11 protein-coding genes are annotated in these 14,738 nt (G+C 37.9%); 1 reads left to right on the forward strand and 10 read right to left on the reverse strand.

The genetic code is table 11. The annotated features are described in order from the left end of the window. Nucleotides 1-62: 62 nt before the first annotated feature. From ACOKFG_RS01790 to uvrC, 8 genes are all read right to left on the reverse strand, one after another. Nucleotides 63-500: a hypothetical protein gene (locus tag ACOKFG_RS01790; protein ID WP_299487325.1), complete on the reverse strand. Its 438-nt coding sequence runs from the start codon at nt 498-500 to the stop codon at nt 63-65. An 87-nt stretch (nt 501-587) separates the two neighbouring features. Further along, complete coding sequence (locus ACOKFG_RS01795) at nt 588-3,302, reverse strand: TonB-dependent receptor domain-containing protein (protein WP_298792327.1); 2,715 nt, start codon at nt 3,300-3,302, stop codon at nt 588-590. 167 nt (nt 3,303-3,469) lie between these two features. After that, the gene (pgi, locus tag ACOKFG_RS01800; RefSeq protein ID WP_298792329.1) at nt 3,470-5,107 is read right to left on the reverse strand and encodes a glucose-6-phosphate isomerase; all 1,638 of its coding nucleotides are present in this window, start codon (nt 5,105-5,107) and stop codon (nt 3,470-3,472) included. 1 nt (nt 5,108) lies between these two features. Next, nucleotides 5,109-6,392 (reverse strand): peptidoglycan DD-metalloendopeptidase family protein, encoded by a 1,284-nt coding sequence (locus ACOKFG_RS01805; protein WP_299170654.1) that lies wholly within the window; start codon nt 6,390-6,392, stop codon nt 5,109-5,111. Nucleotides 6,393-6,397: 5 nt separating this feature from the next. After that, complete coding sequence (locus ACOKFG_RS01810; RefSeq protein WP_298792333.1) at nt 6,398-7,360, reverse strand: tryptophan 2,3-dioxygenase family protein; 963 nt, start codon at nt 7,358-7,360, stop codon at nt 6,398-6,400. Nucleotides 7,361-7,365: 5 nt separating this feature from the next. Continuing rightward, nucleotides 7,366-8,145 (reverse strand): DUF3108 domain-containing protein, encoded by a 780-nt coding sequence (locus ACOKFG_RS01815; RefSeq protein WP_298792334.1) that lies wholly within the window; start codon nt 8,143-8,145, stop codon nt 7,366-7,368. A gap of 365 nt (nt 8,146-8,510) precedes the next feature. Then, nucleotides 8,511-10,781 (reverse strand): patatin-like phospholipase family protein, encoded by a 2,271-nt coding sequence (locus ACOKFG_RS01820; RefSeq protein ID WP_298792336.1) that lies wholly within the window; start codon nt 10,779-10,781, stop codon nt 8,511-8,513. Nucleotides 10,782-10,784: 3 nt separating this feature from the next. Continuing rightward, on the reverse strand, nt 10,785-12,575 hold the full coding sequence (uvrC, locus tag ACOKFG_RS01825; protein WP_298792338.1) for an excinuclease ABC subunit UvrC: 1,791 nt from the start codon (nt 12,573-12,575) through the stop codon (nt 10,785-10,787). Nucleotides 12,576-12,951: 376 nt separating this feature from the next. Between uvrC and ACOKFG_RS01830 the strand changes: the two genes are divergently transcribed. Next, on the forward strand, nt 12,952-13,512 hold the full coding sequence (locus ACOKFG_RS01830; protein WP_422861758.1) for a 5-formyltetrahydrofolate cyclo-ligase: 561 nt from the start codon (nt 12,952-12,954) through the stop codon (nt 13,510-13,512). Here the strand turns inward: ACOKFG_RS01830 and ACOKFG_RS01835 are convergent. Both ACOKFG_RS01835 and ACOKFG_RS01840 read right to left on the reverse strand, forming a co-directional pair. Continuing rightward, a complete protein-coding gene (locus ACOKFG_RS01835; protein WP_298792342.1) occupies nt 13,509-14,144 on the reverse strand; it encodes a lipoprotein signal peptidase in 636 nt (211 codons plus the stop codon). The genes ACOKFG_RS01830 and ACOKFG_RS01835 overlap by 4 nt on opposite strands. Nucleotides 14,145-14,176: 32 nt before the next feature. Beyond that, on the reverse strand, nt 14,177-14,734 hold the full coding sequence (locus tag ACOKFG_RS01840; protein WP_299487317.1) for a hypothetical protein: 558 nt from the start codon (nt 14,732-14,734) through the stop codon (nt 14,177-14,179). Between the last annotated feature and the right edge of the window lie 4 nt (nt 14,735-14,738).

The raw sequence follows: 14,738 nt of genomic DNA on the forward strand, positions 1-14,738 counted from the left end.
CTCATTATTGTTAGAAATATAACTTTCAGTTATCCCTATAATCAGTAAGCAGCAAATATTATTTAGTTAAACCATTGTCCCCAAGGTATTCTCAGTAAAATAAGCAAGAGCCCCAGCCCATAGAAAATGGCAATACTTTTGAACTTGGCACTGCTCTCCATTTTTTTCTTATGACGTGACCACCCAATGGTAATCAAGGCAATGGCCAAAATGTTGGTAAATGGATGTTCTACGGCCAACAAACGCGCAGCGGAATTTAATCCCCCCATCCCCAAAGTTTGAATAGCTTTAAGGCCGTTGGCCGAAACAAAGAATACTATTAGCCCAATAATCAACTGTATGTGCGATAAAATCAAGGCAAAGAGGCTTATTCTTAAATCTTTATGCATGGTAAACTCCTTTTTACCTAACCAACCCATTAGGGCATTGAAGACGGCTAAAATCAATAGTAGGAGTACGATATATGCAAAGTATGAGTGAAGGGTGTGTAGAATTTCCATGTGTATAGTTTGAATCTTAAAAATACGGATTTTGCCCATAAAAAAACCCGCCATATGGCGGGTTTTTTAGAATTTATATCCCTAAGCTTAGAAGTTATACCTCATGCTTATGTTCCATGTTCTTCCAAATCCGAAGAACACTTTGTTACTTGTATTCAATCCTCTGAAGGTTTCGTCACCAGGATCTGCAAAAGTATTTGTCAATGATTCCGCGATGTACTCCGTATCGAAGGCATTGTAAACGTTTGCTGCAATACTAATGGCATCGTTTCCACCACCAATATCAAACGTGTAGTATGCTCCAAAATCAACTAAGCTATAGCTTGGCAATCTCAAAGAACCTTGATGGTCCGGAGTATCGAAATCCTCAGCATTGATCTGAGCAAACAATCTAGATGCAGAATAAAGATTGGTGCTTAACTTCAAGTTTTCAACTGGTCTGATGATCATTTCCAAGTTGGTTGTGAACTGCGCTGCATCACCCACTTTTACATTATCCAAATACAAGGTTACATCGGGGTCAATAACATTTCTGTCATCATCCAAAGCTGCTCCTGTGGCGTTTCCACCATATTCCCAGTTACCCATGGAAAGCATCCCTTTAAATTGTACAACCTCAGAAGCTCTATAGCTGGTTTCAAGCTCAAACCCAGAGTGAATTTGCTCAACTCCATTGATGTTTGCTCTACCTTCGTCACCTGCTGGAGTTTCAATACTTAGGTCCTCAAATCTGTCTTTCCAAGAAGTTCTGTAGATATTGATTTTTGCTCTGAAATCTCCTAGGTTGATTCCATAACCTGCTTCAAGACCCAAGATTTTTTCATTGGTCAAATCAGGGTTAAGGTCATTTCTAAAGTTCAAGTAAACAGCATCGAACAATGGCTGCTTAGAGTAGTATCCAGCATTAAAGAAAACATTATGAGCTTCGTTTAGATTAAAGTTAGCCCCACCTTTGATATTTCCTCCAAGTCTGTTTTCAAAATCAGTTTCTTGCATTGGGTCTGAATCCAAGTAATTAAAGTAATCGATACGCTTGAATCCTTGCTGCGAAACACCACCTTGTACAAATGCGGAGACAGTTCCATTGCTATATTCCAATTGGCCGAAAGTTCCTATCCATCTTACAATTCCGTCATTGTAGTAATCAATTTTTTCCTCGTCATCAATATTCTTGAAAATGTTGACAATAGATCCAAAGTCAGAATCAATTGCACCATCTTGTCTTACTGTATGATTTGGGTTATTGATATCATCATCATCAAAGTAACCATCAGCTCCTAAAAGGTTATCTACCCTTCTGTAGTGAATTCCTTTATAGCTTCTAGCATCCAATCCTACATCCCAACTCCATTCGTCGTTGATTTCAGTATGCAAGTTGGCAATAAGGCCAAACCAGTTGTGAGAGTTCATGGACGCTCTTCTGATAATACCATCACCAAAACTAGTTACGATTTGCTCACCATTAGTAGGGGCCAATTGACGTGGATTTCCTCCGTTATCGCCATTATAAAAAGTAACAGATTCTCCACTGTTAAATCTTGAAATCAAATCATAATCAACCAGTCCTGTTTCAGGAATACGATATCTGCTTGAGCTTGCGAAACCAAAACCTGGTCCAACACCTATATCACCTGTTCCACCACCTCTACCAACAGAAGCATAAATTGATGAGGAAAGAGTAGTCTTATCGTTAAACTTATGATCCCAGTTCAAGGAAGCGATTGGTTTATGGTAGAAGTTTCTTCTCCATCCAAATTCCTCTCCATTCAAGAACCCGTGGTTAAAGTTGTAAAGTGCTCCATATTGAACGTGGTCAGCCAAGGTTGCAACGTTAAAAAAGCTTGATGTTCTTTGGTTGTGTACCTGTGGTGCACCGGTTAAAACAAATTGGAAACTGTTCCTATCGTTAGGCTCGTATCCCAATCCAATAAAATAGTTGAAACCTTCGAATTTAGTTCCTTGTACATATCCATCCCCTGCTGTTCTTCCCAATAAGATAGAAGCAGCAAAACCGTTTTCATTTTTTCCTGTATTGTATGAAGCTGTGGTTTTCAAGTATCCATCGTTACCACCTCCGAAGCGAACAGAACCGCCCTCCTCTTTGTCAGTTGATTTGGTAAGAATGTTGATGGTACCACCAACAGAGCTAATAGCCAATTTAGAAGAACCAAGACCTCTTTGTACTTGCATAGCCGTGGTAACATCACTAAGTCCAGCCCAGTTACTCCAGAAAACTCGACCGTTTTCCATGTCGTTCACTGGAATTCCGTTAATCATGATCGCTGTGTTCTGAGAATCAAATCCTCTTACGTTGATCCTACCATCTCCAAATCCACCACCGGTTTTAGTAGCGTAAATTGATGGCGTTGATTTCAATACTTCGGGTAGTTCTTGCGACCCGATTTTTTCTTGAATTTCCGTTGCTGTAATGGTTGAAACGGCAACTGGTGTTTCACGGTCCTTGGCAATATCCAAGATTCCGGTTACAACAACACCTTCAAGTTCTTCTGCATCGGGATTTAAAGTAATAGATCCCAAATCTCCAAAAGAACTGAAAGAGACTCTTTTGGTCACAAATCCGATGTAAGAAACTACTAGGGTTCCTGAATTATCAGAAACCTCTAGGGCAAATTTTCCATCAAAATCTGTTGAAGCTCCATTGTCTGTGCCCTCAAGCACAACACTTGCACCTGGAAGTGGACTTCCTAGATCACCGTCCATAACGGTACCGGAAACCGTTCCTTGCGAAAACATAATTGTAGCACTAAAAAGTGCGACAAGCAATACATACAGTTTTTTCATTCTCAGTAGTGTTTAAGTTATTTGAATAGCATTGCAAAAGTCCCGTTTTTTAACAATCGAAATGTTAATTTAACGTTAAGAAAATCAAATATAACAAATCTCAACAACTCTTTATGTTACTGAAAAACAATGCGTTATGTATATTTTGGGTTTTAAGAAACCTTAAATCATTTCTTAAAAAATTGCAAAAGTCCCAAGGTAGAACTATCATGTTTGCCAATTTCCGAACTTTCTATGTCTTGAAGTATATTTTTGGCAAGCTGCTTCCCTAACTCAACTCCCCATTGATCATAACTGAAAATATTCCAAATAATGCCCTGTACAAAGATTTTGTGCTCATAAAGCGCAATTAAAGAACCTAAGTTCTTAGGGTCCAATTTCTTGATTAAAATGGTATTGGTAGGTTTGTTTCCTTCAAATACCTTGAAAGGGAGTAAGGACGATATTTCATTTTGGTTCAGACCCTGAATTTCAAGTTCAGATTTTACCTCTTTAGGGGTTTTTCCATTCATTAAGGCCTCGGTTTGGGCAAAGAAATTCGCCATAAGTTTATTATGGTGGTCCTTATCTCCATGAAGTGATTCCTTGAACCCAATGAAATCGGCGGGTATCAACTTTGTTCCCTGATGAATCAATTGAAAAAAAGCGTGCTGCGAATTTGTACCGGGTTCTCCCCAAATGATTGTTCCTGTTTCATAGTTGGCTCTATTTCCCGCTCTATCAACGCTTTTACCATTACTCTCCATAATACCTTGCTGCAAATAGGCTGAAAAGCGATGTAAGTATTGGGTATAAGGGATAATCGCTTCTGTTTCTGCTCCAAAGAAGTTATTGTACCAAACACTTAACAATGCCAATGTCACCGGGATATTCTCAGAAAAAGGGGTTTCCTTGAAATGTGTGTCCATTTCATTGGCTCCATCCAAAAGTGCCTCATAATTTGCATAACCTACGGATAGGGCTATACATAGTCCAACGGCGCTCCAAAGCGAAAAACGTCCTCCTACCCAATCCCACATCGGAAAGACATTTTCATCCGCGATTCCGAATTCCTTGATTTTTTGGGTATTTGTTGAAACTGCAACAAAGTGTTTTGCAATATCTGATTGAGATGCATATTTCAAAAACCATTTTTTAATGGTCATTGCATTGCTCAATGTTTCCTGTGTAGTAAAGGTTTTGGATACCACCACAAACAAGGTGGTCTCTGGATTAAGATTCTTTATTACTTCATGCACATGGTCGCCATCTACATTACTGACGAAGTGCATGTTTAAATGATTTTTATAAAATTTAAGAGCTTCGGCCACCATAACAGGACCCAGGTCAGACCCTCCGATACCAATATTTACAACATCGGTAAAAGTTTTGTTCGTGAAACCTTTTTTGTCTCCAGAAATTATGGTTTGAGTGAAAGTTCTTATTTGCTCTCTCACTTCGTAAACCTCGGGAACAATGTTTTTTCCATCAACAAAAACCTCATCTTCTTTTTTAGCTCTCAGCGCGGTATGAAGAACAGCTCTTCCTTCAGTCTGATTGATTGGCTCACCCCCGAAATAGCTGGAAATAGCTTCTTTCAAGCCAATTTCCTCGGCTAAATCCAATAAAAGAGAAAAAGTTTCTTCTGTAATTCGATTTTTGGAGTAATCCACGAAGAAATCCTTCCAAAGCAATGAAAATTTTTGCCCTCTTTCGGTATCAGAAGCAAATAGCTCTCTTAAATGTTTGTCTTTTGTGTTGTTATAATTTTCTAGTAGTTTTTCCCAGCTCTTTGTGTTCGTAGGATTGGTAGTAGGCAATCTCATTCTATTGGTTCAGTGTTATTTGGTTTTCTTGTTCAATGGGAATAGGTGCCATTTCCAAGAATTCTATACAGTCTATTTGGGTTTTTAAAGGATCAATATGAGCCAAATATTCCGTTCGTAAGGAGTCTACAATGGGTTCGGCCGATGGTAGTTTTTCTCTTAGCGGATCTACTTGTCTTCCATGTTTCCAAAACCTATAACATACATGGGGGCCTCCTGTATTTCCCGTCATTCCAACCCAACCGATGACATCTCCTTGTCTTACAAACTCGCCTCGTTTTACCTTTTGCTTTTTCATATGAAGGTATTGGGTACTGTAAGTTCCGTTATGTCTAATCTTAACATACCTTCCGTTTCCACCTTTCCGGGTAGATTCGGTCACCGTACCATCTGCAGTAGCAATTATAGGAGTACCGACTGGAGCAGCATAGTCTGTTCCTTTATGCGGTCTTACTTTATATCCATAATACGCTATTCTCCTTCGTAAATTATATCTGGAGGAAAGTCGATATCCAAATTTTATTGGAGCTCTTAAGAAGGTACTTCTTAAATTGTTGGCATCTTGGTCATAATAATCCAAAATATTCTTAAGAGAATCCGTTACATACGGAAATGCATAGATGGGTGTGCCCTTATGTTCAAAAAGCGCTGCCTTGATAGCCCCACGTCCAGCATAAATGGTATCGTTGATAAAATGCTCGTCGTAGATAATCTTAAACTTGTCTCCTTTTTCCAATCTGAAGAAATCGATGGTCCATGCATAGATTTCAGAAAGGTCTATAGTCACATTATAATCCACACCAAGGTTATCGAGTGTCTCGGATAGATTATTTTCAATTATTCCTGCAACCTCACGCTCCACGGATTTGACCGTTCTCTTTCCTTTGTAAGCAATGGCCGTACTATCTCTAAAATCAAAAACTGTATAGTTGATCTTCCCGTTTTGATAGATAAAAACCTGCGCAGCTTCGGAGGTATCCTTAGATTTTAAAAGTAAATAAGGTTTTCTATCGATGCGTCGAATATCGAAAGTGTCCTTGTATTCTTCTGCGATATGGATTATTTTAGGATAATCCACTTTGTTTTTGAGCATTAGCTCACCAAAGGTTTCCCCTTTTTTTATGGTATCGTAAACAACGTTAAAGTCCTCGAGATTAAACCCAAAATGCTTTACTATTGGCTTTTGTACTGGGTCTTTAGGTTCCAGTTGTTGTACTAATTCTTTTTTTTCCTTGCACGACACCAATACCAACAGTGCCAAGATTGCCCCAAAAAATCTTTGCATTTTATTTACTTATTAGCGGGATTAAAAATATGGTCAACCCATTGTTTTCCCCATGTTTCCAGCTCTTCTTCAGAGTACAAAGTTGGGAAAAATATTATTTTCTGAAAACTCGGGGGTAAAAAGTCTTTCCAATTTGTACCTCCGGTGGCGTCAACTTCCTTATTTTCCTTGGCCAAATACCTGTATGCAGAACCCATATGCATTAGAGGCCAATTTACATTGGCATTCAAATCCAACTCCTTTAATGATTTGATCAATGTTTCATCATTTCTCGAGGCTTCCGGCAATTGAAGATACTTCATGTAGATATTGCTCTGCTTGACCTGGTTGGATATTCGCAATAGCCTTGGAGTATACCGAAACTCAAATTGTTTAAGGGTCAATGTCTTCTCTCCACTCGAAAGATCCGTTGCTCCTTTTTTCCAATAAATATGCTCAAAAAGTTCTTCTATACTATCTTTTTTGGAGAAGTTGTCCCTTTCCGAAAAATGCACCAAATTTTCTAAAGGTGTGGCATAGATCTCAATCATCCGGTATTGTGCTGATTGAAATCCGCTTGCTGGCAATAATGCCATGCGATATCTCAAAAACTGTTCGCGTTCCATCCCCTTTATCATAATTCCAAAGGAAGACGTCAGTGCTTTAAAATAGTTGTTTATTCGATTTGTCTTCTCAATGAAAAAAGCTAGGTCCTGAGATTTATCTTCAACAATCTGTTTTTGCTCGTGCAAAATTAGTTTGAAATACAGTTCCGTAATCTGATGGTACATGATGAAAATCTCCTCATCAGGAAAATGTGTGCGCGGCACTTGAATACTCAATAAAGTATCCAAATGGATATAATCCCAATAGGTAAGGTATCGTTGATACAGGAGTCCGTCGAGGTAAGAGCTTAAATCTTGTCCAGAGTTTTTGTACTTCTCTTCAAGCTTATTGATTTGGGACTCAATTCGCTCATCATTCTTCATTCAAGCTATTTCATTATAATTTTAAACTGGTTTCTTAACCCATTATACGCTTCTAAATCAGCTTTAAGGGATCCTACGGCCAAATCTGCTTTGATTCGAACCGGAATTCTGTTCATATCGTTGGAAACCCACAAAGTAAGGCTTTCTTTTTCTTTAAAAACCCTTCCAGATTGAACTAAGGGCCTAAATTTAAGACATTCTACTTTGCCGAACTTGGTTCGGATGATTTCTTTTCCCAAAAACTTGAGTTGAAACTTAAAAATACCATCGTCATCGAAGAGCATATCCATATCCAGGGACTCTCCTTTTTGTAAATCTTGATAATTGTATTTATTTCTTAATTGATATGCCGCCGAAAGTAGGTCCTGAACTTCATTATGTACTGGAATATCAACTTTTTTCGAATTCTTGTTATCCGTCAACAAGGCCATTTTTTTATTGTAATCAAAATCAATTTCGATATCTTTTGTATAACCACCTTCGTAGGTATTTCTAATGAAGCGATACGGTTTGCCATCATTTTTATCAAAATAGCTTTCGAATCTATTATCTATTTTAAAAAAGATACTGGCAAATCCTGTGGTTTTACCTATACCAACTACGTGGTAGACAGGAATACTATCGATTGAATCACTGCTAAGCTGAAGTGTTGCATAACTGGCGTTTAAAAATCCGTAGTGTATTCGGAACTTCAACCATTCCCCAGCCTTGAATGCAGGGTGGTTATTTTGAGCCATTAACGGCATCATAAGTAGGAGGGCGAATATGGTAACGATTTTTTTCATAATCTATATGTCGGTATAAAATTACTAAAATCACATCTCGAATTCAGTACTTTACATATACTTAACAAATCTTGTTCCAAAATATTATATACAAAAAAAGCCCAGTCTCTGAACTGGGCTTTTCCTAAATAACCAACCAAACTTTAAATTATGAAAAACCAATACTTAAAGTTATAAGGGAACCACCCCTTATGTGAAACAAAGATACATTTTGCCTCTAGAGAAATGTAAGTTTTAACGTACTTTAACTATTTTTTGCCAAATAGTCAACATTTGGCAATTAATTAAGAAAAAATAGGGGATTCCCGCTTTACCTAATCTACATTTACCTCTATAAAACAGGGTTTTTTAGTAGTCCAAAAAAATTAAAACCAATATCCAACACTAAAGAATATGTTGCTATTATCACTTTCTGGAGACCAGGAATAATAGATTTGAACAGGGCCTAAAAAGGATTCTAGCCCATACCCGATACCATACCCTGAAAAGGTGGGTTCGGAAAACCAATCCCCGGTTCTGAAGAGGTCGTCATCGACATTTGCAAAATTGGCACTAAACAAAAAATGGTTCTTGTTGGTAAATTCATAATCCAACCTACCATAGGCTTTCACGTAGCTATTCCCAGGTAGATTTAAAAAATCGTACCCTATAAAGGGTGTAAAATTATTTACGAGATCATTACCGAAACCACCAAGTACAAAGTCGAAAGATGTTACCCCCGAGGTACCCAACTTAAATCCACCTTCAGTTTCCAAATTCAAAGTAAGGTTGTCCACCAGAGAAAATGCTGTTCCTAATTTTGCTTTACCAATCGAGAATTCTTTAAAGTTGTTGTTAAAATCAGAGGAAAGGAGATACAAATGGAAATCGCTATCAAAAAACAGTCCTTTGGTCGGAAAATACTTGTCATCGTAGGTGTCCAAAGTAATCTTTCCGTAAACACTAAAATAACTTGAGTCATCAAAGTATGTTCGTTCTGAGGAGGATAGCTGCAATGCCGCTTCTGGTTCCCCATCAAACTGATTTAGGGTGCGAGTGCTATACCTTAAAAGTTTGTGCTCAGCTCCAACCGTAAAGGCAAATTCTTCCCTGAAAACGGTTTGCAGATAAATTTGATTGGTCCAATCGGTAACATCAAGGTTGATTTCCCTGATGTTGGGGTCGTTGGGAGCATCGAAGTTGGACTGAATGAGTCCAAAGTCCACTTCTTCATCAAAATCAGCGAATCTTGAATTAAAACCAAAACTCCAATAAAAACCCTTGTCAAGATAGTATTGCAAATTATACCTTATATGATCGCCGAGAATAAAATCGAAAGAGGCTACATCATCTTTCAGCAGAAAATTCTTTTTGGTGAGATTGATCAAGGCAGAACTTTTATAAAGGTCATCATAATGTGCTGCCATTTTGATGAACATTTTAGTAGGGTTTTCTTTCAGCTTCAAAATAAGGTCTGTTCCCAATCCATTGGATACCAACTCATATCGAATTGCTTTAAAGTTGCCGGTAGCCGATAGATTGTTAATCCCTTGCTTTAGCTTATTAAATGGGATTTTCTCAGCAAGGTTAAACCGTAGTTTCCCTTTTATATAACCCCGAGTGTATTGATCATTGCCCCTTATGATCAATCGATTTATGGTCAAACTGTCCATCACTTCGATCTTCTTGTGGCTTCGTGCAGTATTATGCTGTTTTTGGGCCACTTTCTTGAGTTCCATGATATTCAATGAAGCTGCTTCCTCTCCAATATCCATAATTTCGTTTCCGCGATCAAAATCGATAACCGAAAAATCATCAATATCGGGCCTAATGTATACATCCGTTTTCTCGGCTTTGACCTTCATATCGTTTACGGTTCTATAATTATTTATTTGAAGTAGAATCTCTGTGGCCGATGAAAGGGATTCGCGAGTTGACAATCCGTGTTGGACATCCACCCCGATTACCAGATCAGCACCAAGAGCCTTAACCTCATCTATGGGATAATTATTTACCACACCCCCATCGATTAAAATTTCGCCTTCAATCTCAGCTGGCTCAAATAGGGAAGGAAAAGTGCCACTTGCCATTATAGCTTCTGGCAGATATCCTGAATCCAGTAAAACTTCTTCCCCGGTTTCCACATTGGTTGCAATGCATAAAAATGGGATAGGAAGTTTATTAAAATCTTGAACGTCCTTTACATGGAAAAGAAGTTTTACCAATTCATTATATATGTTTTGTCCACCAGAAATGGCCTGTGGAAAAGACACATTAAAATTGGTGAAAGGAAGACTAAGCGCATAACGTTCTGAATCTTCCTTTTCATAAAAGGTCTTAGCCCCTCTAGGCACATTATCTTGAATGAGTTGAGAAAACTCAGTCTCCCTAAAAATAGAGTCCAATTCTATTCCTGAATATCCTGAAGCATATAGGGCCCCCACTATAGCACCCATGCTTGTGCCGCCAACATAATCTACCTTTATGCCTGCCTCATCAATAACTTTAAGTGCACCGATATGGGCCAATCCTTTAGCTCCTCCTCCGCTCAGTACCAGTCCCACCTTTAGGTCTTCATTTGTATTTGATGTTTGGCTCCAGCCAAAAACTCCAAATACGATGAATATGCTGCTTACTATTATGCTTTTAAACCTCATGCGTTAGTGGAACGATTTATAGATTTTTTTTGCCTTGGCCATACCTATAGATTCCGCAAGACTCTCAATGGTTGCTTCCTTTATTCGTTTTACCGATTTAAATTGTTGCAAAAGTTGCTCTGCCGTCTTCTTGCCAATCCCCTCTATATTTTCTAATTCAGAATCTATGGCCGCTTTGCTCCTCTTGTTCCGATGGTGGGTTATCCCAAATCGGTGGGCCTCATTTCTTAGTTGTTGGATAATCTTTAGGCTTTCTGATTTTTTATCTAAATATAAGGGAATGGGATCCTCTGGAAAATAGATTTCTTCCAATCTTTTTGCAATTCCTATTATGGCTATTTTGCCCCGAAGCCCTAAAATATCCAAACTTTTTAGTGCTGATGATAGCTGACCTTTCCCTCCGTCTATCACAATAAGTTGCGGTAAAGGTTCATCTTCGTTTAGCAAGCGTTTGTATCTTCTAAAAACCACTTCTTCCATACTTGCAAAGTCGTCAGGACCTTCGACGGTTTTGATATTGAAATGGCGATACTCTTTTTTAGAAGGTTTCCCATTCTTAAAGACTACACAGGCGGCTACTGGATCGCTTCCTTGTATGTTCGAATTATCGAAGCACTCTATATGTGTTGGCTCTGAGGAAAGTCTTAAGTCGGCCTTCATTTGGGCCATAATACGTTTGGTATGCCTATCTGGATCGGTAATTTTTATCTGTTTAAATCGGTCTTGTCTAAAAAATCTGGCGTTGCGCTCAGACAGCTCCAAAATTCTTCTTTTATCTCCTAACTTTGGAAGGGTTATTTTTAAATCCTCTTCCACCATCACCGGAAATTGAAGGTAAATTTCCCTGGACTGGGATTTAAACCGCTGTCTTATCTCGGTTATTGCAAGTTGAAGAAGTTCTTCATTGGTCTCATCCAACTTTTTCTTTATTTCCATGGTATGTGACCTTATTATTGCACCATGGGAAAGTTGCAAAAAATTGACGTAGGCGTGGGTCTCATCCGAAATTATGGTGAATACATCCACATTGTTGATTTTAGGGTTGACCACCGTTGACTTGGCTTGGTAATTTTCTAAAATCTCAATCTTATCTTTTATACGTTGGGCTTTTTCAAATTCCATCTGGTTTGCCAACTCCTTCATTTGTGTCTTGAAGGATTGCAGAGAGCTTTTAAAATTCCCTTTTATAATCTGCCGAATATCCTCAATCTGTTTTTGATAATCCTCCTCACTTTGTAATCCTTCGCAAGGACCTAAACAATTTCCCAAATGAAACTCCAAACAAACTTTGTATTTACCAGCTGCAATTTTCTCTTCGGACAAGTCGTAGTTACAGGTCCGTAAAGGATACAGGCTTCTGACAAGATCTAATAAGGTCCTGACTGTTTTCATGCTGGTGTAAGGGCCATAATATTCGGATCCATCTTTTATCAATTTCCGAGTCGAAAAAACTCTTGGAAAACGTTCTTTCTTTATGCAAATCCATGGATAGGACTTGTCATCTTTAAGCAACACGTTGTAACGTGGCATTAATTTTTTAATCAGATTGTTCTCCAATAAGAGTGCATCCGACTCTGTAGCCACCACAATGTGCTTTATACTATCAATCTTTTTTACAAGTACCCTTGTTTTTCCATATTCCTGTTTCTTATTGAAATATGAGGAAACGCGTTTCTTCAAGTTTTTTGCCTTTCCTACATAAAGAATTTTTCCTTCAGTATCATAAAATTGATAGACTCCGGGATTATTGGGCAGGGCGCTTATTTGAACACTGATGGAAGGAGGTTTGGGCATATAATTTCCAAAAAATTGACGCTTATACAAAGGTATACCTTAATGATAGTGTTTTTTTGTTAAAATTGACCTGAGTTCCCTAAGCTTTGATTGAAGTACGTTTTCGTTTCATAAAGCATCAATCGTCTAGAAAAACATGCTTTTTTGTTAAACTGCTGCTAAAAAAAGTGCATTTCATCGATTAAAAATGCATTTCATAGTAAAATTTCCAATTGTTTTACTTATTTTTAACCGTATAAATACAATTCTATGGAGAACTATATTATCGTTTTGGGAATGTATTTGATCTTGATGCTTTTCTTCAAGATTTTTTTCTCAGTTTCAACTAGAGAGTAAAAAGTTTCCCAAAACAACCCCAAAAAATTTCAACATTTAAATGTTGAAACATGAGCTAAGAATAAAGTATAAAAATCTGAGGGCAGAACTGGAAAGTTCTTACATTTCAGATTTGAGTATTGACTTAACAAATCATGTACTTCAAATCCCTATTTGGGATTTTTTTTATTTCCATATTTTTCTGAGTATTGAACAAAACAAGGAAATTGACACTCTACCCTTGATTACACTTTTACAAGGAAAGGATAAGAATGTGGTTATTCCCAAAGTTAGTGGAGCCGCTTCAATGGAGAGTTACCTGCTTACCGACAATACCGTTCTCAAAAAAAATAAATGGCACATCCCCGAGCCTGTAGACGGAATTCAAATACCTGAAGAAAAAATTGATGTCGTCTTTATTCCACTTTTGGCTTTTGACAAACACGGCAATCGCGTAGGGTATGGCAAGGGATATTATGATACATTCTTAGCCAAGTGCAAACCTGAGACTATAAAAATTGGACTGTCATTATTTGATGCAGAAGACGGTTCTATAGAAACACATGTCAATGATGTAAAACTCGACTATTGTGTTACTCCTAAAAAGGTCTACGAGTTTTAATCTTGGGACTCTTCCTTAGCAGCTTTTGGAAAGGCCTTTTTATTAAACACTATCAAAATACCGACACCTGTGCTTATAGCCGTGTCAGCTATATTGAAAACAGGCTCAAAAAAACGGAACTGATTTCCACCAACAAAAGGCACCCAATCCGGCCATGATGTGTTTATAAGCGGAAAGTAAAGCATATCCACTACCTTCCCATAAAATAGACTTTCGTAGGGCTGATCAGAAAACAATGTGGCTACCTGACCACTACTATGATCAAACAACAATCCATAAAATACTGAGTCGATGATGTTTCCCAATGCTCCTGCAAAAATCAGCGAAACGGCCAAAATCAATGTCTTGGGAGATTGTTTTTTGATAATGTCCCAAAGCCAGTAACCAATCCCAATAATTGCAAAAAGTCTGAAAATAGTCAATATTAACTTTCCGGCGGACTCAGACACTGGAAGTAAATCACTAAGCTTGGTTCCCCAAGCGGCTCCTTCGTTTTCGATGAAAAGAATTTTGAACCAACCGAAAACCTCATGAGATTCCCCAAGAAAAAAATTGGTCTTTACATAGATTTTACTGATCTGATCTATCAACAGGACCAATACGATAATCAATAGGGACTTTTGTAGTTTCATGCCTTTTAAAAGATTGCGCAAAAATATGGATATTATTTTGTTTTCTTTAGATGGATTTCCCCTTCTATTGTATTCAATGTAAATTGGTTATCCCCATCCGGGATGTCCTCTGAAAATATTTTACCATATGTGCTCTTTGCATTTATGTTTCCTGAAGGGGTCGTTAGCAAAATATCTCCTTTTTGGGTGGTTACTTCTACCATTTCATTCACATTGTAGAGGCTGCACCTTCCGTCAGAAAGTTTAACCCTAAGTTTTTTATAGTTTCCGCTTGCATTAAGATTACTGTTTGTTCCAAACACATATACATTTTTGTACTCTGGAAGCGTTACATCCAAAGCAATGGAAATGACCTTGTGAGCACTTAATTTGTCATTCGGGTTGGTGAAATTGGGTTGAAACTTGGTGCTGATTTCCATATTGATTCCCTGTTCCTCAATGGAAACAATCAAATCTTTAGCATACTCTCCTTCAATACTCGCCTCAACAATAACTTCCTTGACTTTGGAGGTGTAAAGATTTACTTGATAACAAAATTCGGAATCTATTTGAATGTACTCCGTTTGCTTATTGACCAATGCTTTTTTCACCAGC

The organism is Flagellimonas rhodophyticola (genome assembly GCF_049332665.1).
Taxonomy (GTDB): Bacteria; Bacteroidota; Bacteroidia; order Flavobacteriales; family Flavobacteriaceae; genus Flagellimonas.

Coding starts and splice junctions, on each gene's coding strand:
- ACOKFG_RS01790 (WP_299487325.1), bottom strand. CDS start 500: ATGGAAATTCTACACACCCTTCACTCATACTTTGCATATATCGTACTC.
- ACOKFG_RS01795 (WP_298792327.1), bottom strand. CDS start 3,302: ATGAAAAAACTGTATGTATTGCTTGTCGCACTTTTTAGTGCTACAATT.
- pgi (WP_298792329.1), bottom strand. CDS start 5,107: ATGAGATTGCCTACTACCAATCCTACGAACACAAAGAGCTGGGAAAAA.
- ACOKFG_RS01805 (WP_299170654.1), bottom strand. CDS start 6,392: ATGCAAAGATTTTTTGGGGCAATCTTGGCACTGTTGGTATTGGTGTCG.
- ACOKFG_RS01810 (WP_298792333.1), bottom strand. CDS start 7,360: ATGAAGAATGATGAGCGAATTGAGTCCCAAATCAATAAGCTTGAAGAG.
- ACOKFG_RS01815 (WP_298792334.1), bottom strand. CDS start 8,145: ATGAAAAAAATCGTTACCATATTCGCCCTCCTACTTATGATGCCGTTA.
- ACOKFG_RS01820 (WP_298792336.1), bottom strand. CDS start 10,781: ATGAGGTTTAAAAGCATAATAGTAAGCAGCATATTCATCGTATTTGGA.
- uvrC (WP_298792338.1), bottom strand. CDS start 12,575: ATGCCCAAACCTCCTTCCATCAGTGTTCAAATAAGCGCCCTGCCCAAT.
- ACOKFG_RS01830 (WP_422861758.1), top strand. CDS start 12,952: ATGTTGAAACATGAGCTAAGAATAAAGTATAAAAATCTGAGGGCAGAA.
- ACOKFG_RS01835 (WP_298792342.1), bottom strand. CDS start 14,144: ATGAAACTACAAAAGTCCCTATTGATTATCGTATTGGTCCTGTTGATA.